Origin of the sequence: Streptomyces sp. NBC_00984 (assembly GCF_045162475.1) — a bacterium.
Lineage (GTDB): Bacteria > Actinomycetota > Actinomycetes > Streptomycetales > Streptomycetaceae > Streptomyces.
In genome coordinates, this window is sequence record NZ_CP108734.1 from 3,876,975 (window position 1) to 3,898,698 (window position 21,724).

Annotated in this window: 21 protein-coding genes; 11 read left to right on the forward strand and 10 right to left on the reverse strand. The window is 71.6% G+C overall.

Annotated elements, in window-relative coordinates; genetic code table 11:
• The first annotated feature begins 74 nt into the window (after window positions 1–74).
• On the forward strand, window positions 75–740 hold the full coding sequence (locus OG520_RS16945; RefSeq protein ID WP_406013703.1) for a hypothetical protein: 666 nt from the start codon (window positions 75–77) through the stop codon (window positions 738–740).
• 22 nt (window positions 741–762) lie between these two features.
• On the opposite strand, the gene OG520_RS16950 is transcribed toward OG520_RS16945, so the two are convergent.
• A complete protein-coding gene (locus tag OG520_RS16950) occupies window positions 763–3,135 on the reverse strand; it encodes a PQQ-binding-like beta-propeller repeat protein (RefSeq protein ID WP_406013704.1) in 2,373 nt (790 codons plus the stop codon).
• A 161-nt stretch (window positions 3,136–3,296) separates the two neighbouring features.
• Window positions 3,297–4,205, reverse strand: coding sequence for a VOC family protein (locus OG520_RS16955; protein ID WP_406013705.1), 909 nt, complete (start codon window positions 4,203–4,205; stop codon window positions 3,297–3,299).
• A gap of 323 nt (window positions 4,206–4,528) precedes the next feature.
• Between OG520_RS16955 and OG520_RS16960 the strand changes: the two genes are divergently transcribed.
• Window positions 4,529–5,176, forward strand: a complete 648-nt coding sequence (locus tag OG520_RS16960; protein ID WP_124717053.1) for a TetR family transcriptional regulator — start codon at window positions 4,529–4,531, stop codon at window positions 5,174–5,176.
• A gap of 120 nt (window positions 5,177–5,296) precedes the next feature.
• Here OG520_RS16960 and OG520_RS16965 read toward each other — a convergent pair whose 3' ends face one another.
• Window positions 5,297–5,785 (reverse strand): nitroreductase family deazaflavin-dependent oxidoreductase, encoded by a 489-nt coding sequence (locus OG520_RS16965; protein WP_399326983.1) that lies wholly within the window; start codon window positions 5,783–5,785, stop codon window positions 5,297–5,299.
• Complete coding sequence (locus OG520_RS16970) at window positions 5,785–7,062, reverse strand: acyl-CoA dehydrogenase family protein (protein ID WP_406013706.1); 1,278 nt, start codon at window positions 7,060–7,062, stop codon at window positions 5,785–5,787. The genes OG520_RS16965 and OG520_RS16970 overlap by 1 nt, the downstream gene beginning before the upstream one ends.
• Before the next feature lie 204 nt (window positions 7,063–7,266).
• On the opposite strand from OG520_RS16970, the gene OG520_RS16975 reads away from it, so the two are divergent.
• Both OG520_RS16975 and OG520_RS16980 read left to right on the forward strand, forming a co-directional pair.
• Window positions 7,267–8,436, forward strand: coding sequence for a thiolase C-terminal domain-containing protein (locus tag OG520_RS16975; protein WP_399326979.1), 1,170 nt, complete (start codon window positions 7,267–7,269; stop codon window positions 8,434–8,436).
• Between the two features lie 51 nt (window positions 8,437–8,487).
• Entirely contained in the window at window positions 8,488–9,171 is a 684-nt protein-coding gene (locus tag OG520_RS16980; protein WP_406013707.1) for a pyridoxal 5'-phosphate synthase, read from the forward strand.
• A 65-nt stretch (window positions 9,172–9,236) separates the two neighbouring features.
• On the opposite strand, the gene OG520_RS16985 is transcribed toward OG520_RS16980, so the two are convergent.
• A complete protein-coding gene (locus OG520_RS16985; protein ID WP_385325404.1) occupies window positions 9,237–9,425 on the reverse strand; it encodes a ferredoxin in 189 nt (62 codons plus the stop codon).
• A gap of 98 nt (window positions 9,426–9,523) precedes the next feature.
• Window positions 9,524–10,720 (reverse strand): cytochrome P450, encoded by a 1,197-nt coding sequence (locus tag OG520_RS16990; protein ID WP_406013708.1) that lies wholly within the window; start codon window positions 10,718–10,720, stop codon window positions 9,524–9,526.
• A 298-nt stretch (window positions 10,721–11,018) separates the two neighbouring features.
• Here OG520_RS16990 and htpX point away from each other — a divergent pair, with 298 nt between their 5' ends.
• From htpX to OG520_RS17010, 4 genes are all read left to right on the forward strand, one after another.
• Complete coding sequence (htpX, locus tag OG520_RS16995) at window positions 11,019–11,942, forward strand: zinc metalloprotease HtpX (protein WP_385325408.1); 924 nt, start codon at window positions 11,019–11,021, stop codon at window positions 11,940–11,942.
• 71 nt (window positions 11,943–12,013) lie between these two features.
• Window positions 12,014–12,598 carry a PspA-associated protein PspAB gene (locus OG520_RS17000; RefSeq protein ID WP_266415737.1) on the forward strand — a complete coding sequence of 195 codons (585 nt, stop codon included), beginning with the start codon at window positions 12,014–12,016 and terminating at the stop codon, window positions 12,596–12,598.
• A 58-nt stretch (window positions 12,599–12,656) separates the two neighbouring features.
• Window positions 12,657–13,244 (forward strand): DUF1707 domain-containing protein, encoded by a 588-nt coding sequence (locus OG520_RS17005; protein ID WP_406013709.1) that lies wholly within the window; start codon window positions 12,657–12,659, stop codon window positions 13,242–13,244.
• Window positions 13,245–13,317: 73 nt separating this feature from the next.
• Complete coding sequence (locus OG520_RS17010) at window positions 13,318–14,013, forward strand: hypothetical protein (RefSeq protein WP_406013710.1); 696 nt, start codon at window positions 13,318–13,320, stop codon at window positions 14,011–14,013.
• Between the two features lie 24 nt (window positions 14,014–14,037).
• Here OG520_RS17010 and OG520_RS17015 read toward each other — a convergent pair whose 3' ends face one another.
• On the reverse strand, window positions 14,038–14,457 hold the full coding sequence (locus OG520_RS17015; protein ID WP_406013711.1) for a Zn-ribbon domain-containing OB-fold protein: 420 nt from the start codon (window positions 14,455–14,457) through the stop codon (window positions 14,038–14,040).
• Window positions 14,454–14,906, reverse strand: a complete 453-nt coding sequence (locus OG520_RS17020; protein WP_406013712.1) for a DoxX family protein — start codon at window positions 14,904–14,906, stop codon at window positions 14,454–14,456. The genes OG520_RS17015 and OG520_RS17020 overlap by 4 nt, the downstream gene beginning before the upstream one ends.
• Before the next feature lie 202 nt (window positions 14,907–15,108).
• On the opposite strand from OG520_RS17020, the gene OG520_RS17025 reads away from it, so the two are divergent.
• Window positions 15,109–16,296, forward strand: a complete 1,188-nt coding sequence (locus OG520_RS17025; protein WP_406013713.1) for a flavin-containing monooxygenase — start codon at window positions 15,109–15,111, stop codon at window positions 16,294–16,296.
• 30 nt (window positions 16,297–16,326) lie between these two features.
• Here OG520_RS17025 and OG520_RS17030 read toward each other — a convergent pair whose 3' ends face one another.
• Both OG520_RS17030 and OG520_RS17035 read right to left on the reverse strand, forming a co-directional pair.
• Complete coding sequence (locus OG520_RS17030) at window positions 16,327–16,914, reverse strand: Uma2 family endonuclease (protein ID WP_406013714.1); 588 nt, start codon at window positions 16,912–16,914, stop codon at window positions 16,327–16,329.
• A gap of 49 nt (window positions 16,915–16,963) precedes the next feature.
• A complete protein-coding gene (locus OG520_RS17035; protein WP_406013715.1) occupies window positions 16,964–17,836 on the reverse strand; it encodes a helix-turn-helix domain-containing protein in 873 nt (290 codons plus the stop codon).
• Between the two features lie 695 nt (window positions 17,837–18,531).
• Here OG520_RS17035 and OG520_RS17040 point away from each other — a divergent pair.
• Together OG520_RS17040 and OG520_RS17045 are read left to right on the forward strand one after the other, a co-directional pair.
• Complete coding sequence (locus tag OG520_RS17040) at window positions 18,532–20,763, forward strand: acetate--CoA ligase family protein (protein WP_406013716.1); 2,232 nt, start codon at window positions 18,532–18,534, stop codon at window positions 20,761–20,763.
• 94 nt (window positions 20,764–20,857) lie between these two features.
• Window positions 20,858–21,688 (forward strand): enoyl-CoA hydratase/isomerase family protein, encoded by an 831-nt coding sequence (locus OG520_RS17045; RefSeq protein WP_406013717.1) that lies wholly within the window; start codon window positions 20,858–20,860, stop codon window positions 21,686–21,688.
• The last annotated feature ends 36 nt before the right edge of the window (window positions 21,689–21,724 follow it).

The following is a 21,724-nucleotide window of genomic DNA, read 5'->3' on the forward strand; positions in this document are numbered from 1 at the left end:
GGGCCGGGCGTAGCGTCGAGCCCGAGAGCGGTGCAGAGCTGTGACGCCGGTCCGTGGCACGCAGGAGGCCGATGATGATCCGCAACGTCCTCGGCTCGGTCCTCGCTCTCGCCGGAGCGGCGGCCGCCGTGCTGAGCCCCTTCCGTGACTGGTACGACGGTCGCCTCGGGCGTCACTACCGGGTCGACGAACTGTTCACGGGCATCACGGACAGCCGGCCCGGACCGCTGGGTTCGATCCTGATCGCGTTCCTCTTCGCCGCCGTGCTGACGGTGGCGGGTGTGGTGCTGCGGTCGCGGCTGCTGGTGGCGGTGGCGGGTGTGGTGGTGCTCGGGTTCACCGTGCTGTGGATGGTGCGCCAGGGGGAGTCGGAGGGCAGTCTGACGGTCGCGGGCGACGGTTCCGGGCTGGGGTGGGGCGTGGCCGGGGCGGCGGCGGGCGGGGTGCTGCTGCTGTTGGGGGCGGTGGTGATGTCCGGGCGGCACGGTGCCGGGCGACGGTCCGTCCGCAAGGGGCACAACCGGCCGTACGCGGCGCCCGGCTCGGAGAACCCGGACACCTGGCCGCCGACGCAGGAGCCGGGACCGTCCGTGCAGACGAGCACGCTGCCGGAGCCCGAGCCGGAGCTGTACACGGGGCCGGATCCGGAGAGCCGGGGCACGGGCGACCGGGATACGGCGCCCTACCCGGTCATACCGCCGGACGAGGGCCCGGACGCGGACGGGCGCCCGCGCCCGTGAGGCCCGCCGGGCCCGACGCGGCCTACGTCCTGGCCCGGCTGCCCGTGCCCGTTCCCTTCAGCGCGTCCAGCGCGTACACGCAGCGGTCCTTGCTGCACGCGTACACGACACCGCCCTGCGCCACCGGCGAACCGGTGATCTCGCCGCCCGTCGCCAGCTTCCAGCGGAGCTGGCCGCCCGCCGCGTCCAGGGTGTACAGGACATGGTCGGCGGAGCCGAAGTGGACCCGGCCGTCGGCGACCACCGGGGCGCCCACCACCTCGCCGCCCGCCGCGAACCGCCACTTCGGGGTGCCGGTGACCGCGTCGAGCGTGTAGAGCGCGCTGCCGCTGCCGACGTGGACGTTTCCGGCCGTCACCAGGACCGGTTCGATCGACTGGCGGGCCTCCGTGGCGATGCGCCAGCGGTCCTTCCCGGTCGAGGCGTCGATCGCGTACACCGTGCCGAGGTAGTCGGCGAGGTACACGCCGCCGCCGGTGACGGCGGGGCCGGGCGCGAACGCGGGCGGGGAGAGGAAGACGGCGGGCGACTCGAAGTGCCAGCGCACGTGCCCGGACGCGTTGTCCACGGCCAGGACCCGGGCCCCCGCGCTGACATAGACGAAGCCGTCCGGCGCCGCGGTCACCCGGACCGGCACACCGCCGCAGGAGGCCGCGTCGCCGATGGGGTACGACCAGCGCTCGACGCCGGTGCGGGCGTCGACGGCGCGCAGCCGGGCGTTCTGCCAGAGGTAGACCGTGCCGTCGTGGATCGCGGGTCCGGCCTCCGCCGTCTCGAAGTCGGTCTGTACGCCGCCGCTCTCCCACAGCTTCTCGCCCGTGGACGCCTCCCAGGCCTGGACGCCGCCGCCACGCGTTCCGGTGACGACGGTGCCTCGGTCGGCCTTGAGGGAGTAGACCCAGGCATCCGTCTGGAGCCGCCACCGCTCGGCACCGCTCGTCGCGTCCAGGGCATACAGGGACGGCCCGTCGGAGGCGTGGATACGGCCGCCCTCGACGGCCATCACCCAGGCCACGTCCCGGGTCTTGAACTGGCGCCGCCCGTTGCCGACGTCCAGGGCGTGCACCTCGAACGACGTGACGTAGAGGAGGTCCCCGACGACGACGGGCGTCCCCCACACGTCGTTGGACATCCGGAACCGCCAGGGCCGCCAGCGGTCCGGGCCGGGCGGCGGGGGCTCCGGCGGATGCGCGGGTCCGGGTACGGGGGCGGGGGCGGCCTGGGCGGAGCCGTTCACCCCGACGGGCGGGCGCACCCAGCCGGTCGCGGGACCGGCGCCCGCGGTGGCCGTGGCGGCGGCCCGTACGTCCTGGGCCCGCGGGCCGGGGCCGATCGGCACCTTCGCACCGGGCAGCCGCACCGGACCGCCCGCGTCGGGCGCGGGCGCCGGGCCGGCGGCCGGGGAGCGCAGATCGGCGCCGCTGCGCCAGGCGGTGTCCCGGTCGGCGCCCGGCGGCTGCTGGGGCGGCGGCGGCACCGGGGCGGGCGCGGCGGTCTTCCGTCCGCCGCGGCGCAGCTCGATCATCGCGGTGGCGGAGGTCGGCAGCCACGCCGAGGCCGTACCGCTGTCGTCGCCGCCGGAGGCGAAGAGGTGCGGGGCGAGCTGGGCCTGGAGGTCGGCGGGGGTGGGCCGCAGCCCGGCGTCCATCTGCATGCAGGACTCGATCAGCGGCCGCAGCTCGCCGGGCAGGCCCTCCAGGTCGGGGCCCTCGCGCAGCAGCATGAAGACCGTCTCGACGGGGTTGGCTCCGTGGAACGGGGCGTGGCCGGTGGCGGCGAAGACCAGCGTGGAGCCGAGCGAGAAGACATCGCTGGCACCGGTGACGCTGCGCGAGTCCCGGGCCTGTTCGGGCGACATGTACGCGGGCGTGCCCACGGCGACGTTCGTCATGGTCAGCCGGGTGTTGGAGACCCCGGACGCGATCCCGAAGTCGATCACCCGCGGGCCGTCCTCGACGACGAGCACGTTCGACGGCTTCATGTCGCGGTGGACGAGCCCCGCGCCGTGGATCGACTGCAGCGCCTCGGCGATCCCGGCGGCCAGCCAGCGCACCGCCTGGACCGGCATGGGCCCGCACTCACTCACTATCTCTTCCAGCGAGGGGGCCGGCACATAGGCGGTGGCCAGCCAGGGCACGGCGGCGCGCGGGTCGGCGTCCACCACCGCGGCCGTGTAGAAACCGCTGACGGCGCGGGCGGCCTCCACCTCGCGCGTGAAGCGGACCCGGAACAGCTGGTCCTCGGCGAGCTCCGTACGGACCGTCTTGATCGCCACGCGTCGGCCCGAAGCCGAGCGGGCGAGATAGACCAGCCCCATGCCACCGGCACCGAGCCGTCCCAGCACCTCGAACGGGCCGATCCGCCTCGGGTCGTGCTGCGTCAGCTGCTCCACCACTTGCCCTGCCACCTCCCCGTACGGGCCTCAGGAACAGAAGCCCGCGAAAACCCGCCCTGTACGGCGTCTCACCACTGGGCACCACCCGGCGGTGCGCACCCCCGATTCTTCCTGGCTGAGGCCCTGGTTGCGAACCCGGGGGCGGATCGGGGTGTCACAGCTCACTCTGCCGCCTTCTCGGACACAGGGGGTTGAAGTACGGCGAAAACGGCGCCCTGATCGTCCTGGAGGACCGCCATCCGCCCGTACGGGATGTCGAAGGGCGGCGCGGAGATACGGCCGCCGAGGCGTACGGCGTTCCCGGCGGCGCTGTTGCAGTCCTCGACGGCGAAGTAGCTGAGGAAGTAGCTGGGCATCTCCGCCGGGAACGCGTCGGTGATGACGCTGCGGCCGCCGACCGCGGTGTCCGGTCCGGGCTCGGTGCCCGCCGGGGACCACATACGGAAGCCGGGACCGGAACCGGCCGCGCCCGGTTCTCCCTCGCCCGGTTCGCCCGTGCCCGGTTCACCCGTGCCCGGTTCACCCGTGCCCGGTTCGCCCTCGCCCGGTTCGCCCGTGCCGGAGTCGTCGGGTTCGGGACCCGGGGAGAGTTCCGTGCCCTGGAAGCCGAAGACCTGCTCGTAGAAATCGTCCACCCGGTCCTTCTGGCGGGTGTAGACCTCGGTCCAGCAGAAGGAGCCGGGTTCGTTCTGCTTCTGGAAGCCCTCGCGGTCACCGGCCTGCCAGAGCCCGAAGACCGCTCCGCCGGGGTCGGCCGCCTGGGCGAGCACTCCGGCCCGGCCGGCCCGGACGGGCTCGGTGATCACCTGGCCGCCCGCCTCCCTGATCCGGGCGACGGACGCCACGATGTCGTCGGTGGCGAAGTAGATCCCCCAGGCGGTGGGCATCCGGCCGTCCTGCTTGGCGGCGAGTGCGGCGACGAGCCTCCCGCCGCTGAAGGCGTCCGCGTACGGCCCCTCGCCGGCCCGGAAGGTCCAGCCGAACAGCTCACCGTAGAAGCGCTTGCCCGCTTCCAGGTCGGGCAGCTGCACATCCACCCAGCACGGCGCGGATCGCGCGAATGCGGCCATGGGCCCGGGTCCTTCCGTGATCCCGCGTCGCTCGCGGTACGTGGCAGTGACGCTCGTCACAGCAAACGTAACCGCGGGTCGCCCGCATCGCGCTCCGACCGTTCACATCGAACTGATTTTCGATAGAACCTCGACGGAAGGGTTCCATGCTCACGGCATCACGGAAAGTTATCCACGGAAGTTATCCACAGGCTGTTGATAAGACTTATCGCTCCGTGGTGCGCATACGTCGAAATCCGGCCACTCCCCCCACCGCGTCTGCGGTGATCCCCATTTGCAGTCGGCCGAATCGCGCTCCGATCACCCCTCGGTAAGCTGACGGCATGACAGGACAAGTGCGCACCGTCGACGGCCGCGTGGCCGGTCGACGCGGACAGGCGACGCGGCAGAAGCTGCTCGACTGCCTCAGCGAGATGCTCAGCTCCTCGCCGTACCGGGACGTCAAAGTCATCGACGTCGCCCGGAAGGCGGGGACTTCACCCGCGACCTTCTACCAATACTTCCCCGACGTCGAGGGCGCCGTCCTCGAAATCGCCGAGGAAATGGCCAAGGAGGGCGCCGGGTTGACCGAGTTGGTCGCCGGCCGCTCCTGGGTCGGCAAGGCCGGCTGGCAGACGGCCGAAGAACTCGTCGAGGGATTCCTCGACTTCTGGCGGCACCACGACGCGATCCTGCGCGTGGTCGACCTCGGTGCGGCCGAGGGCGACAAGCGGTTCTACAAGATCCGCATGAAGATCCTGAACTCGGTCACCAACTCCCTCACCGATTCGGTGAAGGAGCTCCAGGCCAAGGGCAAGGTCGACAAGGAGGTCAGCGCCGCGGCGATGGCGGGCTCCCTGGTCGCGATGCTGGCCGCCGTCGCCTCGCACCAGAAGGGCTTCACGACCTGGGGCGTGAAGCAGGCCGAACTCAAGCCGAATCTCGCCCTGTTGGTACATCTGGGCATCACCGGCAAGAAGCCGACGAGGTAGCACCGGCGCCGACGGCCCCTTCCCCACCGGGTATCGCGCGGCCGTCCCGGGCGCTCCAGGTCCTGTCTCACCGACGGCGGACCACGCGCGTGGTCCGCCGTCGGTGCACCCGGACCGTGTTCAGGAGCCGTCCCGCCCGCGCAGCCTGAAGAGCCGGATCTCCCGGTCGATCCGCGCCTGGTAAGTCGCGTACGGCGGCCAGAACTTCAGCGCCGCCCGCCACACCGTTTCACGTTCGGCACCCTCCAGCAGCGTGGCGTGCACCGGAATGTCCCGGCCCCGCCAGTTGACGACCGCCTTGTCCGGACCGGCCAGCAGATTCGCGGTCCAGGCCGGGTGCCCCGTGCGGCCGAAGTTGCTGCCGACCAGAATCCAGCTCCGCTCCGCCCCCTCCTCCGGCATGCAGGCCAGCGGAGTGGTTCTGAGCTGCCCGCTCCTCGCCCCCGGCACGGTCAGGATCAGCCCCGGCAGCATCCGGGCGCTGAGCAGCACCTTGCCGCGCGTGAGCCGGTGCACCGTACGGTCCATGGCGGGGACGACATGCGGGGCGACCCTCGCGAACGCGCGGGTGGCGGAGACCTTCTGCATCAGCCGGACGCCGGGCGCCATCAGACCGCCACCTGTTCGGCCGGTCCCGGGGCGGCTGGGTGCGGCGCTCCCGAAAGCGGCGCTCCCGGCAGCTGTGCTCCCGCCGGTGGCGCCCCCGACGGCGAGGGCGCGAACAGCCCGGCCCGCTGCGCCGCGTGGTCGCGGAGCCGGTGGACGGGGCCGAAGAGCAGTTCGTCGGCCGCGGCCCGCTTGAAGTACAGATGCGCCTCGTGTTCCCAGGTGAAGCCGAGCCCGCCGTGCAACTGGACGGCCTCGGCGGTGGTGACCCGGAGCGCCTCCAGGGCCTGCGCGAGGGCGAGCCCCCCGGCGGTGGCCGGGTCCCAGGCCGCGTAGTACGCCGCGGAGCGGGCCGCCTGCACCTGTACGTACAGATCCGCGAGGCGGTGCTTCACGGCCTGGAAGGAGCCGATAGCCCGGCCGAACTGCTCGCGCGCCTTGACGTATTCGACCGTCCTGTCCAGCGCGCTCACCGCCGCCCCCACCGCCTCCGCGGCGAGCAGCGCGGCAACCGGGTGGCCGGCCGAGACGAGTGCCCCGGTGATGTCCGCGGTGTCGTCCGCGCCGAGGAGTTCGGCCTCGGTGTCGCGGAGTTCGATCCGGGCCAGCGGGCGGGTCTCGTCGAGCGAGGTGCGGCGGGTGCGAGCGACTCCGGCCGCCGTCTCCGGGTGGACCAGGAAGAGGAGCGTACGGCTGCGCGGGAAGCCTCCGGCGTGGGCCGCGACCAGGAGGAGTCCGGCGCTGTGCCCGTCGAGGACCCGGTCGGCCTCCCCGTACAACCGCCAGCCCTCCGCACCGGCGACCGGCCTGGCCTGCATGCCGCCCGCCCGGCCGCCGCCCGCCCAGGCGCCGTCGGTGGGGTCGCCGATGAGGCCGAGGGCGGTGGCGAGCGAGCCGCCGGGGACGGCCAGGGTCGCGGTCAGCTCACCGGCCGCGATGCGCGGCAGCAGGGCGGTGCGCTGGGCGTCGGTGCCGCGTGCGGCGATCAGGGGCGCGGCGAGCGCGGCGGTGGCGATCAGGGGCGAGGGCAGCAGGGCACGGCCGGTCTCCTCGCAGGCGACGGCGAGCTCGGTGAGACCGCAGCCGACGCCTCCGTACTCCTGCGGGAGGGCGAGTCCCGGCAGCCCGAGGTCCTGGGCGAGCCGTCGCCACAGGTCCGCGTCGTACCCGTCGGCGGTGCCCACGGCGTTCCGGACGTCGTCGGGTGCGCAGCGTGCGGCCAGCAGTTCGCGCAAGGTGCGGCGGATCTCGTCCTGTTCCGCGGTGAAGGCGGCATCCATCGTCGGACTCCTTCCCCTCAGGGGCCTCCGGCCCCTGATCTGACGGTGCGTCATGTTAGGGGCGAATCCCCGAGATGCCCAGAGTCGCGCACAGGAGGGGGCGACGGGGGCCGGAAGGCCCCGGCCCGGGGGGCGGAGGGAATCGAAGGATCCCCGCTCCACCGGGCGGTCCCCCCGTCATGAATCTGATGTACCGTCAGATTCATGCCTTCTTCCCACCGCAAGGTCGCTGTCGTCGGCATATCCCTCGCCGACTGCGGACGCGTCGACTCGGCCACGCCGTACGCCCTGCACGCCCAGGCCGCCCGCCGGGCGCTGGCCGATTCGGGGCTGGACCGGTCCGTCGTCGACGGTTTCGCCTCCGCCGGACTCGGCACGCTCGCCCCGGTCGAGGTCGCCGAGTACCTGGGCCTGAAACCCACCTGGGTGGACTCCACCGCGGTCGGCGGCTCGACCTGGGAGGTGATGGCGGCCCATGCGGCGGACGCCATCGCGGCGGGCCACGCCAATGCCGTACTGCTGGTGTACGGGTCGACGGCGCGTGCGGACATCAAGGCGGGCCGCCGGACCTCCAACCTCTCCTTCGGGGCGCGCGGCCCGCTCCAGTTCGAGGTGCCGTACGGGCACTCGCTGATCGCCAAGTACGCGATGGCCGCCCGCCGTCACATGCACGAGTACGGGACGACCCTGGAGCAGCTCGCGGAGGTCGCGGTCCAGGCACGGGCGAACGCGGCGGCCAACCCGGACGCGATGTTCCGGGACCCGGTCACGGTGGACGACGTGCTGTCGGGGCCGATGATCGCGGACCCGTTCACCAAACTGCACTGCTGCATCCGCAGCGACGGCGGCTGCGCGGTGCTGCTGGCCGCCGAGGAGTACGTGCCGGACACGGCCAGGGCGCCGGTGTGGATCCTCGGCACGGGTGAGCACGTCTCGCACTCCACCATGTCCGAGTGGGACGACTTCACGGTCTCCCCCGCGGCGGTCTCGGGCCGGCTGGCGTTCGAACGGGCGGGGGTGCGGCCCGCGGACATCGATCTCGCCGAGATCTACGACGCGTTCACCTACATGACGCTGGTGACGCTGGAGGACCTGGGGTTCTGCGCGAAGGGCGAGGGCGGCGCGTTCGTGGAGAAGGGCCGGACCGGGCTGACGGGCGAGCTGCCGGTGAACACCGACGGCGGTGGCCTGTCCGCCTGCCATCCCGGGATGCGCGGGCTGTTCCTGCTGGTGGAGGCGGTACGCCAACTGCGCGGCGAGGCGGGCGAACGCCAGGTGCGCAGGGCCGGCGGCCGGCTCCCGGAACTGGCGGTGGCATCAGGGACGGGCGGCTGGTTCTGCTCGTCGGCCACGGTGGTGCTGGGGCGGGGATGAGGGGCGTGGCTCCCGCAGCGGTACGGGGCGGGCCCCGCCCCGTACCCGGCCATGCGCTGCAATGGGGGCATGACCGAAACACACCAGAGCTTCCTGGACCTGCTCCACGCCCAGCGCGTCTGGGACGTGGAGCTGCCCGCCTTCGACCCGGCCACCGCGCCCCCGGCCCCGCTCCCCCTCTTCCACCGCTGGTTCGCCGAGGCAGTGGCCGCCGGGCAGGCGGAGCCGCACACGATGTCGCTGGCCACCACGGACACCGAGGGACACCCCGACGTGCGGACGCTGATGCTGCACGACGCGGACGAGCGCGGCTGGCACTTCGCCACCCACCGCACCAGTGCGAAGGGCCGCCAGCTCACCGCCCGGCCGTACGCGGCGCTGGGCTTCTACTGGCCGGCCCAGGGCCGGCAGCTACGGGTGCGGGGGCCGGTCACCGCCTGCACGCCCGCCGAGAGCCGGGCCGATCTGCACGCCCGCTCGACCGGGGCGCTCGCATCGGCGCTGACCGGGTCGCAGAGCGAGGTGCTGGGCTCGTGGGAGGAGCTGACCCGCACCGCCGACGCCGCCTGGGAACGGGCGCGGGCCGAGCCGGACGCGGAGGTCGCGAGCTGGACCCGGTACGTGGTCGAGGCGCGCGAGGTCGAGTTCTTCCAGGGCGACGCGGCACGCCGGCACGTACGGCTGCGCTACCGCGGGCGGGGCACCGCCTGGACCCGGGAACTGCTCTGGCCCTGAGAGGCTGTCCCCCGCCCGCCCGTGCCCGCACGGCCCCGGCCGTACGGGCACGGTCCGGCGGCCCGTCAGTCGAGGGAGATCGCCTGTACCGGGCAGACGCGGACGGCCTCCTTCACCGTGGCGCCGTCGAGAGCCGCTTCGTAGCCGGGCAGCAGCTCGCTGAACCCGTCGTCGTCCTGGGTGAACACCTTCGGTGCGGTGAGCGCGCACTGGCCGGCGCCGATACACCGGTCCCTGTCGATACTGATCTGCATCCCAGCAGAACCTTCCGGTCGCATTTCGATCACCATGTTCCGATCACCATGTTCCGACACCGTGTTTCGATCACCGTGTTTCGATCACCGTGTTCCGATCACCAGGTCACGGGCAGTTCGAGCAGGCCCTGGATGGTGTCACCCGGTTTGAACGGGATTTCCTCGGCGGGTACCGCCAGCCGCAGATCGGGAAGGCGATCGAAAAGCGCGGGCAGCGCGATCTCCAGCTCGGCCCGTGCCAGATTCTGGCCCAGGCACTGATGGACTCCGAACCCGAAAGCGACGTGATTGCGCGCGTTCCGGCCGAGGTCCAGTTCGTCCGGTGACTGATACACGGTCTCGTCCCGGTTGATCACCGACGTGGTCAGGATGACGCCGTCCCCCGCACGGATGGTCACCCCACCCACTTCGATGTCCTGAACGGCCACCCGCGAAATCCCGTCGGCTATCGACAGGAAGCGGAGCAGTTCCTCGACCGCGGAAGGCATCAGGCCGTCGGATTCGCGCATCCGGGCCAGCTGGTCAGGATGCTGGAGCAGCGTGAACGTACCGAGCGAGATCATGTTCGCGGTCGTCTCGTGCCCGGCGATGAGCAGGATCTGGGCCAGCCGCACCAGCTCGTCGTGGTCCACGGCCCCGGTCTCCAGCTGCTGGACGATGAGCTCGTCGAGCAGTCCTTCGCCGGGGGTGGCCCGCTTCTTCTCGATCAGCACACGGAAGTACTCGTCGAGCGCTTCCCGAGCCGACTCGACGTCCGAGGACGCCGGGCCGCGGAGCAGCTTGCGCGACTGTGCCTGGAAGAACTCGTGGTCGTCGTAGGGCACCCCGAGCAGCGCACAGATGACCATGGAGGGCACGGGCAGGGCGAAGGCCTCGACCAGATCGGTCGGCGGGCCCTGCTCGACCATCGTGTCGAGCAGCCGGTCCACGGTCTCCTGGATCTGCGGCCGGAGCGCGGCCGTCCGCCTGACCGTGAAGCTCGGGATCAGCATCCGGCGCTGGACGTTGTGCTCCGGATCGTCGACGCCGAGCAGTTCGACGCGCCGCAGGGTGGTCCCGGCCAGCCGCTCGGCGAAGAACGGGAACGCGGGGTTCTCCCGGTCGGACGACAGCCTCTGGTCCACCAGGAGCGAACGTGCCTCGGCGTGCCCGGTCACCAGCCACACCGTACGGCCGTCGAAGAGCCGAGCGGGGGACACCGGCTGCTGCCCCCGGTGCTCACTGCGATATCCCGTCGGCGGGTGATAAGGACAGGTGCGGTTCTGCGGAAAGGAGACGGTCTCGGCGTCTGCCATGGCGGACCTCGCAAAGAGATGGGGGTGTCCTACCGATCTCCGACCACTAGATGCCTCAGGCACCTAATGGGTCTAGGTGTTGTTCGGCCAAATGTCCTCGGAGAGATCCATTGTCCGTCCGCCGGGCCGAGCGGGCATTTCGAGACACCCATTCGCCTGGCACATAACGAGCCACCGCACGGAATCTCCGCCCCACCGCGCCCCCACATCTCCCCCGCGCCTCTCCCCCGCATCGCTTATCTCCGCTTTCCATATGAAAGGGGCAAGATGGAAGGCACTAGGGCGACTGGAGGCGACGATGAGCCGAACCCGTTCCCGAACCCGTTCCCGTTACGCCCCGGACAGCGGGTTGACCACACGCATGGTCGGCACCATGTTCCTGATCGGCCTGTTGTACGTGGTCCTGGTCGGCGTACTGCTCGCCGTGCTGCGCGGCGCCTGGCCGATCATTCTGATTCTCGTCGGTGGCATGTTCATCGCGCAGTTCTGGTTCAGCGACCGCATCGCGGCGTTCAGCATGGGAGCCCGTGAAGTCACCCCGGAGGAGGCGCCGGAGCTGCACGGCGCCGTCGACCGGATTTGCGCTCTTGCCGATATGCAGAAACCGCGCGTGGCCATCGCCCAGAGCGACGTGCCGAACGCCTTCGCGACCGGCCGCAGCGAGAAGACCGCTCTCGTCTGCGCCACCACCGGGCTCCTGCGCAGACTGGAACCCGCGGAGCTGGAGGGTGTGCTCGCGCACGAGATGTCGCATGTCGCGCACCGCGATGTCGCCGTCATGACGATCGCCTCGTTCCTCGGCGTGCTCGCCGGCATCATCACCCGGGTCGCCCTGTGGGGCGGGCTCTCCCGCAACAGCCGGAGCAATGACCCCATCGGCATCGCGATCATGCTGATCCCACTGGTCAGCGCGGTCGTGTACGCCCTGAGCTTCCTGCTGACGCGGCTGCTCTCCCGCTACCGCGAGCTCTCCGCCGACCGCACCGCCGCCCTGCTCACCGGCCGCCCCTCCGCGCTCGCCTCCGCCCTCACCAAGGTGAGCGGCCAGATGGCCCGCATCCCGACCGAGGACCTGCGCAAGGCGGAGCCGTACAACGCCTTCTACTTCGTCCCCGCGTTCTCCTCCAAGGAGAGCCTGAGCCGGCTGCTCTCCTCCCACCCGACCCTCGAACAGCGCCTCGACCAGCTGGCCCGCATCTCCGCCGACCTCGCCCGTCCGTGAGGAACGCCCGAGGCGACACCCGAAGCGGCACCCGAAGGACCACCCGACAAGCAACGCCCGGAGGAACGCCCATGGGTCTTCTCGACACCATCCTCGGCCGCAGCAAGCCGGTCCGCCCCGACCTCGACCAGCTCTTCGCCGTCCCCTCCGCCGCCCTCACCCTCCAGGCCGGCGCGGGCTTCACGCCGACCGGTCTCGGCTCGGTCTGCTTCGCGGGCGTCGAGGGCGGCACCTTCGCCCGCCTCCAGCAGGACGTGCGCGAACTGCTCGACGCCGACACCGGCCGCGGCGGAATCCCGGTGGAGTTCAGCCAGGACACGTACGGCTACACCTGGCTGCTCTCCCGCCGCCCGGCCGACGACACCGCCACGCTGGTCAACGACCTGCACGCGGTCAACACCCTGCTCCAGGACGGCGGGTTCGGGCCGCACCTGCTCTGCTCCCTGATCGGCTTCCGGGACGAGCGGGACCGTCCGCTGGCCCTGGTCTACCTCTACAAGCGCGGCACGTTCTACCCCTTCGCCCCCGTGCCCGGCGGCGCCGAGAAGCGGGACAACCAGCTGGAGTTGCAGGTCAGAGCGGTACTCGGGGACGACCTGCGGATGGAGAAGGACCTGGCCCGGTGGTTCCCGGTGTGGGGGGCGCCGGGGCTGTGACGCGGGGAGGCCCGATGACCGGGGGCCCGGCGCCGCACCCGCCCGTATCATCGCTTCCATGACTGCTGAGCCCGCCCGTTCCGCCGACCGTATGCGCGCTTCGGATGCCGATCGCGAGGCGGTGGTCGAGCAGTTGCGGGAGGCGGCGGCCGAGGGCCGCATCGACATGGACGAGCTGGACACCCGGCTCGGGCAGGCGCTCTCCGCCAAGACCTACGCCGAACTGGCGCCCCTCACCGAGGACCTGGTCCCCATCGAGGTGGCGAAGGGCGAGCCGCTGGTCCTCAAGGGCGGCATGCACGGCGTGACGCGCTCGGGCGTCTGGAAGGTGCCCCCGGTGATACGCGCCCAGGGCGGCATCGGCGGCGTCCGGATCGACTTCACCCGCGCCGAGTGCCGGCTGCGTGAGATCGCGCTGGAAGTGCGCGGAGAGATGGCCGGGGTGAAGATCGTGATCCCGGAGGGCTGGACCGTGCACACGGACAGCCTGGACCAGGGACTCGGCGGCCTGAAGGACAAGACCACGGACGAGCGGACCCCCGGCGCCCCGCTCCTCCGGCTGACCGGCTCCTGCGGCATGGGCGGCGTGGTCGTACGCCACCCCAACTTCCGCGAACGGCGCAAGCTGCGCGGCATCGAGTCCTGAGTACGCGTACCTAGTCCTTGCCGGGTGACCGCGCCCATCCGGCGCGTTCCTCCGGCGGCATACCGTCCCTCGTATGCCCGAGGAGACCGCACCCACCGACACCACGCCCGCTCCGACCCCCGCCCCGACCGAGGCCGGCTCGCCCTCTTCCGTTCCCGGGGCCGTCGGATGCGGCTGCGCCGCGCTCCTCCTCGTACCCGTTCTCGCTCTGGTCGCCCTGCTCGCATGGTTCTTGTCCGGGTCGACGGACATGCCCCGGGTCGCGCCCGAGGAGATGGCGGACCGCGCCTTCCAGCGCTCCCAGGAGGCGTACGACCTCGTGGGGTTCGAGCGCACCGTGGAACCGGGGGTCGAGAAGATCGGCGTCAGCACGGAGAACACCCTGGACTCAGGCTACTGCTGGGGCGGAGGCCTGCTGGAGGACAAGACCATCGACGGCGCCTATCAGATGAGCCACGTCTGGGCGCTGGACCACGTGCCCGCGAACCAGGCCGTCTCCGGCCTCCGCAGGCTGCACCGGCAACTCAAGGATGACGGCTGGGAGGTCACGTCCTACCGTGAGGGCGGGAAGAGCAAGTCCTGGGACCTGTACGTCCGGCGGGACGACGGGGACGAGCGGATGTCCTTCACCTGGTACCAGGACCGGGAGTACTTCATCGGCCGTGCCTCCGTGCCCTGCGCCTACGACCCCGAGTGGAAGGACGGCGATTCCGGCCCCGCAGAGGTCGACCGGACGCCACCCGCTCTCGAACCCGCACAGCGGAAGTAGGGCGGGCTGTCCGGCGAAGCGCGCTCAGCAGTCTCCGGGGTGGAAGACCGCAACGGCCTCCCTCCCCTCCTCCCCCCGGAAGGCCACCCGCAGCGCCATGCCGATGGCGAGAGCGGACTCCTCGCACCCCACGATCTCCGTCATCATCCGCGGGCCCTCGGTCAGGTCGACCACGGCGGCGACGTACGGGACGCGGGCGCCGAACGGTGGCAGGTCGTTGCGGTGCACGACGGACCAGGTGTAGAGCGTGGCGTCTCCGCTCGCCCGCTCCCAGGTGACGTCCTCGCTCCAGCAGTGCGGGCAGAACTCGCGCGGGTAGTGGTGCGCGCGCCCGCAGGCGCGACAGCGGCGCAGCAGCAACTTCCCCCGGGCGGCGGCGTCCCAGTACGGGCGGGTGAAGGCGTCGGGTTCGGGAAGGTCGAAACGTACGGGGGCCTCGGTCACGGGAAGAGTCCGATCGCTGCGTCGAGGGACCAGGTCTGCCAGGACATCGCGAACAGCGCGACGAACGAGATGAGCGCCATCATGGCGTTCTGCCCCTGCTCGGCCCAGTCGTGGATCATCAGCACGAGATAGAGAAGGTTGAGGAGGAGTCCCGCGGCCAGCGCGACGGGGGTGAGGAATCCGGCGATCAGGCCGAGCCCCAGGGCGAGTTCGGCGTACACGACGATGTAGGCCATGACCTTGGGTCGCGGGGCGACGATCCTCCGGAAGCCGGTGCGCACGGCCGGCCACCGGTGCTTGCCCGCGACGTCCGCGGCCCAGGCGATGCCCGTACCGCGTTCGAACCAGCCCTTCTTGTCCTTGTGTCGCCAGCTCTCCAGCCACCACAGGCCGAGGCCTATCCGGAGAACGGCGAGCCACTCGGCTCCGCCGAGCCAGATCGTCTGCATGGGGCCTCCCGTGGCCTCCCGTTCACTGAATCTGACGGTACGTCAGTTCACCCGATGGCGGGCAACTCGCGCAAGAGGCGCGCAAGGAGTGCGCAGGAGGTGAGCGGGAAACGGACAACGGACGTACACCCGTGATCAATTCGCAATCGATTCCGGTCTTGACCGAGACCCATCAACCGGGTGCGCGATTACGCTCCGAACCATGCCCGACAGCGCACTTACCGCCGGTAGCTCCCTATCGGCCCAGACCGACCTCACCGAGGACCGGCCCGTATACGTCATCGGTGGCGGTCCGGGCGGTCTCGCCGCCGCGGCGGCCCTGCGCGAGCAGGGTGTACGGGCGGTCGTGCTGGAGAAGTCCGGGAACGTGGGAGCGTCCTGGCGCCGTCATTACGACCGGCTGCACCTCCACACGACCCGGCGCCGGTCCGCGCTGCCGGGGCTCGCGATGCCGCGCCGGTTCGGACGCTGGGTGTCCAGGGACGATGTGGTGCGCTATCTGGACAAGTACGCCGAGCACCATGAGCTGGAGGTGGTGACGGGCGTCGAGGTGTCCCGGATCGACCGCGCCCCGGACGGCAGGGACTGGCAGTTGACCGCGACCGGTGGCCGGGTGCTGACCGGCCGGGCCGTCGTCGTCGCCACCGGCTTCAACCACACCCCGCGCATCCCCGACTGGTCCGGCCTCGACACCTTCACCGGCGATCTGGTCCACGCCTCCGACTACCGCAACCCGGCCCCGTACGCGGGCAAGGACGTCCTGGTCGTCGGGATCGGCAACACGGGCGCGGAGATCGCCGTCGACCTGGTCGAGGGCGGGGCGTCCCGGGTACGGATCGCCGTGCGCACCGTGCCGCACATCGTGCGCCGCTCCACCGCGGGCTGGCCCGCCCAGTCGACCGCCGTCCTGGTACGCAGGCTGCCGGTCCGGCTGGTCGACCGGGCCGCGGGCCTGATGTGCCGGGTCTCCGTGCCCGACCTCGCCGCGCAGGGCCTGCCGCGCCCGGACACGGGCCTGTACTCACGGGTCAAGGACGGCGCCATCCCGGTGCAGGACGTGGGGCTGATCGACGCGGTGAAGCGCGGCCGGGTGGTGCCGGTGGCGGCCGTCGAGTCGTTCGACGGGGACGCGGTGGTACTGGCCGACGGCGACCGGATCACGCCGGACGCGGTGATCGCGGCGACCGGCTACCGGCGGGGCCTGGAAGGGCTGGTCGGCCACCTCGACGTGCTGGACGCCCGGGGCCGGCCGGTGGTCCACGGCGGCCGCACCCCCAAGCAGGCACCCGGCCTGTACTTCACCGGCTTCACCAACCCGATCAGCGGCATGCTGCGCGAACTGGCCCTGGACGCGCGGAAGATCGCCAAGAGGGCGGCGCGCAGGCACTGAGTCCGGACGGGACTGGCCTGCCCGTGGGCCTCAGGCGTACAGCGGCAGTCCGTCGGTCGAGATCGTCCACTCGCCGATGGTGACGTCCTCGCCGTACACGAAATCCTTGCGGATCGCGTAGCGCGGGCCTTCGGGCGTCGTGTGGATCTCGGAGAGGACGGCACCCGTGCCTGTGCGGGGGTCGAAGACCGCGTAGACGGGGACACCGAGCAGGGGGTAGTCCCGCATCTTGCTCACCCAGTCGTTGTCCGGATTGGACTGGGAGACGACTTCGACAGCGGCGATGAGCGTACGGGGATCGAAGGATCCCTGCCCCTCCATGTCGACCTCGGCAATCACCATGATGTCGGGGTGGCGCATGATGCCTTCCTGCGCCCCTTCGACATCAGGCGTCCCCGTATGCGCCACGATCTCGTCCGGCATCGACTTCTCCAGGCGACGGCTCACCCGGGCAGCGGTCAGCTCATGGGGACGCCCCGGAGCCATCATGTCGTGCACGATCCCTTCTTTGGTGATCTCGAACTTTCCGGGAACGTCGTCCTGCATCTGCTCGACGATGTCGCGCATGGCCCGGTAGTGGAGCGAATCCCGCTGTGCGTGGTCCGGGGCGTTGGCCATGGCGTGCGCTCCTCGTCTGTGCCTGGGGGCAAGGGTCGTCACGTTCATGCTAGGCGGCCTCCTTCAGGTCGGTTCGGCACTCGCGGCAGTGGCCCGGCTCGGGGGCGCGGAAGGCCCGGTCGCAGCCGTCGCAGTTCTGCAGGGGGTCTCGGCGCGGCGCGGCCTCCTCGGCCGGGGCCGTGGGCAGGGGTGGCGGCAGGAGCGCGGTGAGGCGGTGGGCGAGGAGGCCCGCCGGGCGGGTCAGCGGTTCGGGCAGGTCAGCGACGAGGGTGCGGCGTACGGCATCGGGGTGGGCGTCGCGTTCGAACCAGGCGGCGACGGCGGGGGCCAGCCGACAGATGTCCTCCTCGCCGAGCAACAGCCGGGGTTCGTGGCGTCGCAGGTCCGCCAGGAGATCGAGGGCCGCGCGATGGCGGTCGAGGTCGTGGACCTCCGGCCGGGGCAGCGACGGGCACGGCGGTAAGGGGGCGGGAGCGGGTGTGCTTGCCTCCGGCCGGGGCACGGGGGCCGGGCGGACGGGCCTGGGTTGCGGCTTCAGCTGCGGCTGCGGCTGCGGCACTGCGGCGCGGCTCGCACCGCCGGTGACGGGCTGGTTGTACGAGACCGTACGCGTGACGACCCGGCCGCTGGGGAGGCGCTCCCGGGTGCGCTTCAAATAGCCGTGGGCCTCCAGCTCGCGCAGGGCTGCGGCGATCCGGGTCTCGCTCTCCGGGAAGCGTTCGGCGAGGTGCTTGATGCCGATCCTGGCTCCGGCGGGCAGCGACTGGATGTGGGCGGCGAGCCCGATCGCGGTGAGGGAGAGCTCGCTGTGCTGGGTGAGGTGATTGCCCACGACCGTGAAGCGGCTGGTGTGCCGGGTGTTGAGGTGTACGACACCGGATGACGGGGCGCGCGAGGGCGCGCTAATCTGCGGGGTATCCATCGGGAAGCTCCTACTTCCTCGTTGGTCAGGCCCTCGTTCAGGATTGCCGTCCTGGCCGAGGGCCGTCGCATGTCTGGGGTTGCTTGGGCGAGCATATGCCAGCCAACCGGCCGCAACTCCAGTCGAGTTGGGGAAGCTCACCCGTGTGAGTGACGGGGGCGGGGTGGGGTTGGGTTGGGAAGGTTTTTCTCCCCGGTTCTTAGATCTTTGACGTCCCGCGCTACCGCGTCGCGGCTCCCCACGCCGTGGTTCACCGGGTCGCGGTCCACCGGGTCGCGGCTGCCGCGACCCGGTGGAGCCGGTCACCGTACGAGGTCGAGTTCGGCCCAGACCGTCTTGCGCGGGAACGGGCCGGGGACGCTTCCCGGCTGAAGTGGTTCAGGAGCAGCGGCGGGAGCAGCGGCGGTTGTAGTGGCGGTTGCAGTGGCAGGAGCGGTGGCGATGGGAACGACTACGTCGAGCCGCCGTCCGCGGCTGCCGTCCGCCGGCCGAGCAGCCGTCGCGAGCGGCGGCATGCGCGCGGGCCCGGCCCGTGACAGCGGGCGTCCCGACGCCTCCGGCATCCGGCCCTCTCCCAGCCTTTGCCTGCACACCCATTCCTGACGCGCCGTCAGTTCAGTAACCTGACAGAGTGTCAGCTTTGGGCTGGCCGGGCACGATCACCCGACGGACCTCGAGCAGGAGTGGGCGGAACGATGCTTGGATCGACTCACGGCACCCTCACCACCGACTTCCGCGCCAGGGTGGTGGCCTGCGGCGAAGAGCCGCATGCCGCCGTCCACAGCATGACGGTCGACGCCGCCACGGAGTGCGTCCTGGACGTCAGCGGCCGACCGCTGCACGCGGCCGTGCCGGATCTGGACCGGTTCTTCCGGCCCGGGTCCGTGGCCGTCATCGGCGCCTCCGACGCCGAGGGACGGCCCAACACCGGCATCACCCGGCAGCTGATCGGCTGGGCCGAGCGGGTCGGGGCGCGGCTGTATCCCGTGCACCCCACCAGGGAGTCCGTGTTCGGGCGGGCCTGTTCTCCTTCCGTCGCGGAGCTGCCGGAGCAGGTCGATCTGGCCGTGCTGCTGGTCGGCGATCCGCTCCCGGTGATCGAGGAACTCGCGCAGGCCAAGGTGCGGTTCGCCGTCGCCTTCGCCTCCGGGTTCGCCGAGACCGGCGAGGAAGGCGCCGCCGCCCAGGCACGGCTGGCCGCGGCGGTGGAGCGGTCCGGGCTGCGGCTGCTCGGGCCGAACACCAACCTCAACGCCTTCGAGAAGTTCCGGGACGATCTGGACGGGCCGGCCATCGCGCTGATCACCCAGTCCGGTCACCAGGGCCGCCCCGTCTACACCCTTCAGGAGCTGGGCGTGCGGCTCTCGCACTGGGCGCCCACGGGCAACGAGGCGGATCTGGAGACCGCCGACTTCATCTCGTACTTCTCGCAGCGTCCCGAGGTCGGGGCCATCGCCTGTTATGTGGAGGGGCTCAAGGACGGGCGCTCCTTTCTGCTGGCCGCGGACCGGGCGGCACGGGCCGGGGTTCCGGTCGTGGCGGTCAAGGTGGGGCGTACGGAGACGGGGGCCAGGATGGCCGCGTCACACACCGGCAAGCTGACCGGCGCCGACCAGGTGGTGGACGCGGCGATGCGGCAGTTCGGCGTGATCCGGGTCGACGGGCTCGACGAGCTCCAGGACACCGCGGCCCTGCTCGCGCGGGCACGGAAACCGCAGGCCGAAGGGGTCGTCGTGTATTCGATCTCGGGCGGCACGGGCGCGCACTTCTCGGACCTGGCCACCGGCGCCGGGCTGAGCCTGCCCACCCTGTCCGAGGCGAAGCAGCGCGAACTGCACGAGTGGATCCCCGGTTACCTGAACGTGGCGAACCCGGTCGACAACGGGGGCCATCCGGTGGGCGACTGGCGCGGCCGGAAGATCATCGACGCGATACTCGCCGACCCCGGCGTGGGGGTGCTGATCTGTCCGATCACCGGCCCCTTCCCCCCGATGAGCGACAAGCTCGCGCAGGACCTGGTGGACGCGGCGGAGACGACGGACAAGCTGGTGTGCGTGGTGTGGGGCTCGCCCGTCGGCACGGAGGAGGCGTACCGCACGACGCTGCTCGGCTCGTCCCGCGTCGCCACCTTCCGTACCTTCGGCAACTGCATCACCGCTGTGAAGGCCTACCTGGACCACCACCGGTTCGCCGCGTCCTACCGCTCCCCCTTCGACGAGGCGCCCCGCACGCCTTCGCCCTCGTTCCGCAAGGCGCAGGCACTGATGCGTCCGGGCCACCAGCTGAGCGAGCACGCGGCGAAGCAACTGCTGCGGGCGTACGGAATCCGTGTACCGCGCGAGCAGTTGGTGACCAGCGCCGCGGCGTCCGTCCGGGCCGCGGGGCTGGTCGGCTACCCGGTGGTCATGAAGGCGTCGGGCGCCCGGCTCGCCCACAAGACCGAACTGGGCCTGGTCAAGGTCGGGCTCACCTCCGCGAGCCAGGTGCGGGACGCGTACCGCGAACTGACCGACATCGCACGGTACGAGGGCGTCGAGCTGGACGGGATCCTGGTCTGCCAGATGGTCGAGCGGGGTGTCGAGATGATGGTCGGCGTCACGCAGGACGCGCTGTTCGGGCCGACGGTGACGGTCGGGCTCGGCGGCGTACTGGTCGAGGTGCTGCACGACGCGGCGGTACGGGTGCCGCCGTTCGGCGAGGACCAGGCGCGGTCGATGCTGGGCGAACTGCGCGGCCGGGCCCTGCTGGAAGGCGTGCGCGGCGGTCCGCCGGTGGATGTGGACGCGCTCGTCGAGGTCCTGCTGCGGGTGCAGCGGATGGCGCTGGAGCTGGGCGACGACCTCACCGAGCTGGACATCAACCCGCTGATGGTGCTGGGGCGGGGGCAGGGCGCGGTGGCGCTGGACGCGCTCGCCGTCTGCCGCTGACCGACCGCGCCGCCGGCGCCCGACCTGCTCGCCCTCGCGGCCACTGCCGCACCCGCTACCGCGCTCATCACCGCTATCGCCCAGGAGCTGCCCCATGCCGTCCTCCCCCGAAGACATCACCGAGTCCGCCGACCCGCTCCGTTCATTGGTACTCCACGCCACTGACAACGGCGTCTCCTGGATCACGCTCAACCGGCCCGAGGCGATGAACGCCGTCACCTGGGAGCAGCGGGAACGCGTCATCGGCCTGCTCGCCGAGGCCTCCGCCGACCCGGCGGTCCGGGCCGTCGTCCTCACCGCCACCGGCCGCGGCTTCTGCGCGGGCGCCGACCTGCGCGGCGCCCCGGCGGCCGGCGAGCGGGTGCCGGGCGATGTGGCCCGGACGATCCGGCTCGGCGCTCAGCGTCTGATCGCCGCGATCCTGGACTGCGAGAAGCCCGTCGTCGCGGCCGTCAACGGCACGGCGGCCGGCCTCGGCGCCCACCTCGCGTTCGCCTGCGATCTGGTGCTGGCGGCCGAATCGGCGAAGTTCATCGAGGTGTTCGTACGCCGCGGTCTCGTGCCCGACGGCGGCGGCGCGTATCTGCTGCCGCGGCTGATCGGCCCGCAGCGCGCCAAGGAGCTGATGTTCTTCGGCGACTCGCTCCCGGCGGCGGAGGCGGAACGCCTGGGGCTGGTCAACCGGGTGGTGAAGGACGAGGAGCTGGCGGGGACGGCGCGGGCGTGGGCGCAACGGCTGGCCGAGGGGCCGACCCGTGCGATCGCCCTCACCAAGCAGCTCGTCAACGCGTCGATGGACACCGACCGGTCGACGGCGTTCGCCGCCGAGGCCATGGCCCAGGAGATCAACATGACGACGCAGGACGCCAACGAGGGCGTGGCGAGCTTCGTGGAACGGCGAGTGCCGAAGTACCGGGGGATCTAGATTCTTCCGTTCGGATCAGGCCGGATCTGGGCGCGG

Bases quoted from the DNA above. Each gene is read 5' to 3' on its own strand.
- OG520_RS17020 (WP_406013712.1), bottom strand. From the start codon at position 14,906: ATGCAGACGATCTGGCTCGGCGGAGCCGAGTGGCTCGCCGTTCTCCGG.
- OG520_RS17045 (WP_406013717.1), top strand. From the start codon at position 20,858: ATGCCGTCCTCCCCCGAAGACATCACCGAGTCCGCCGACCCGCTCCGT.
- OG520_RS17010 (WP_406013710.1), top strand. From the start codon at position 13,318: ATGCCCGAGGAGACCGCACCCACCGACACCACGCCCGCTCCGACCCCC.
- OG520_RS17000 (WP_266415737.1), top strand. From the start codon at position 12,014: ATGGGTCTTCTCGACACCATCCTCGGCCGCAGCAAGCCGGTCCGCCCC.
- htpX (WP_385325408.1), top strand. From the start codon at position 11,019: ATGAGCCGAACCCGTTCCCGAACCCGTTCCCGTTACGCCCCGGACAGC.
- OG520_RS17035 (WP_406013715.1), bottom strand. From the start codon at position 17,836: ATGGATACCCCGCAGATTAGCGCGCCCTCGCGCGCCCCGTCATCCGGT.
- OG520_RS17025 (WP_406013713.1), top strand. From the start codon at position 15,109: ATGCCCGACAGCGCACTTACCGCCGGTAGCTCCCTATCGGCCCAGACC.
- OG520_RS17005 (WP_406013709.1), top strand. From the start codon at position 12,657: ATGACTGCTGAGCCCGCCCGTTCCGCCGACCGTATGCGCGCTTCGGAT.
- OG520_RS16985 (WP_385325404.1), bottom strand. From the start codon at position 9,425: ATGCAGATCAGTATCGACAGGGACCGGTGTATCGGCGCCGGCCAGTGC.
- OG520_RS16990 (WP_406013708.1), bottom strand. From the start codon at position 10,720: ATGGCAGACGCCGAGACCGTCTCCTTTCCGCAGAACCGCACCTGTCCT.
- OG520_RS16965 (WP_399326983.1), bottom strand. From the start codon at position 5,785: ATGGCGCCCGGCGTCCGGCTGATGCAGAAGGTCTCCGCCACCCGCGCG.
- OG520_RS16945 (WP_406013703.1), top strand. From the start codon at position 75: ATGATCCGCAACGTCCTCGGCTCGGTCCTCGCTCTCGCCGGAGCGGCG.
- OG520_RS16970 (WP_406013706.1), bottom strand. From the start codon at position 7,062: ATGGATGCCGCCTTCACCGCGGAACAGGACGAGATCCGCCGCACCTTG.
- OG520_RS17040 (WP_406013716.1), top strand. From the start codon at position 18,532: ATGCTTGGATCGACTCACGGCACCCTCACCACCGACTTCCGCGCCAGG.
- OG520_RS16980 (WP_406013707.1), top strand. From the start codon at position 8,488: ATGCGCTGCAATGGGGGCATGACCGAAACACACCAGAGCTTCCTGGAC.
- OG520_RS16955 (WP_406013705.1), bottom strand. From the start codon at position 4,205: ATGGCCGCATTCGCGCGATCCGCGCCGTGCTGGGTGGATGTGCAGCTG.
- OG520_RS16960 (WP_124717053.1), top strand. From the start codon at position 4,529: ATGACAGGACAAGTGCGCACCGTCGACGGCCGCGTGGCCGGTCGACGC.
- OG520_RS16975 (WP_399326979.1), top strand. From the start codon at position 7,267: ATGCCTTCTTCCCACCGCAAGGTCGCTGTCGTCGGCATATCCCTCGCC.
- OG520_RS17030 (WP_406013714.1), bottom strand. From the start codon at position 16,914: ATGGCCAACGCCCCGGACCACGCACAGCGGGATTCGCTCCACTACCGG.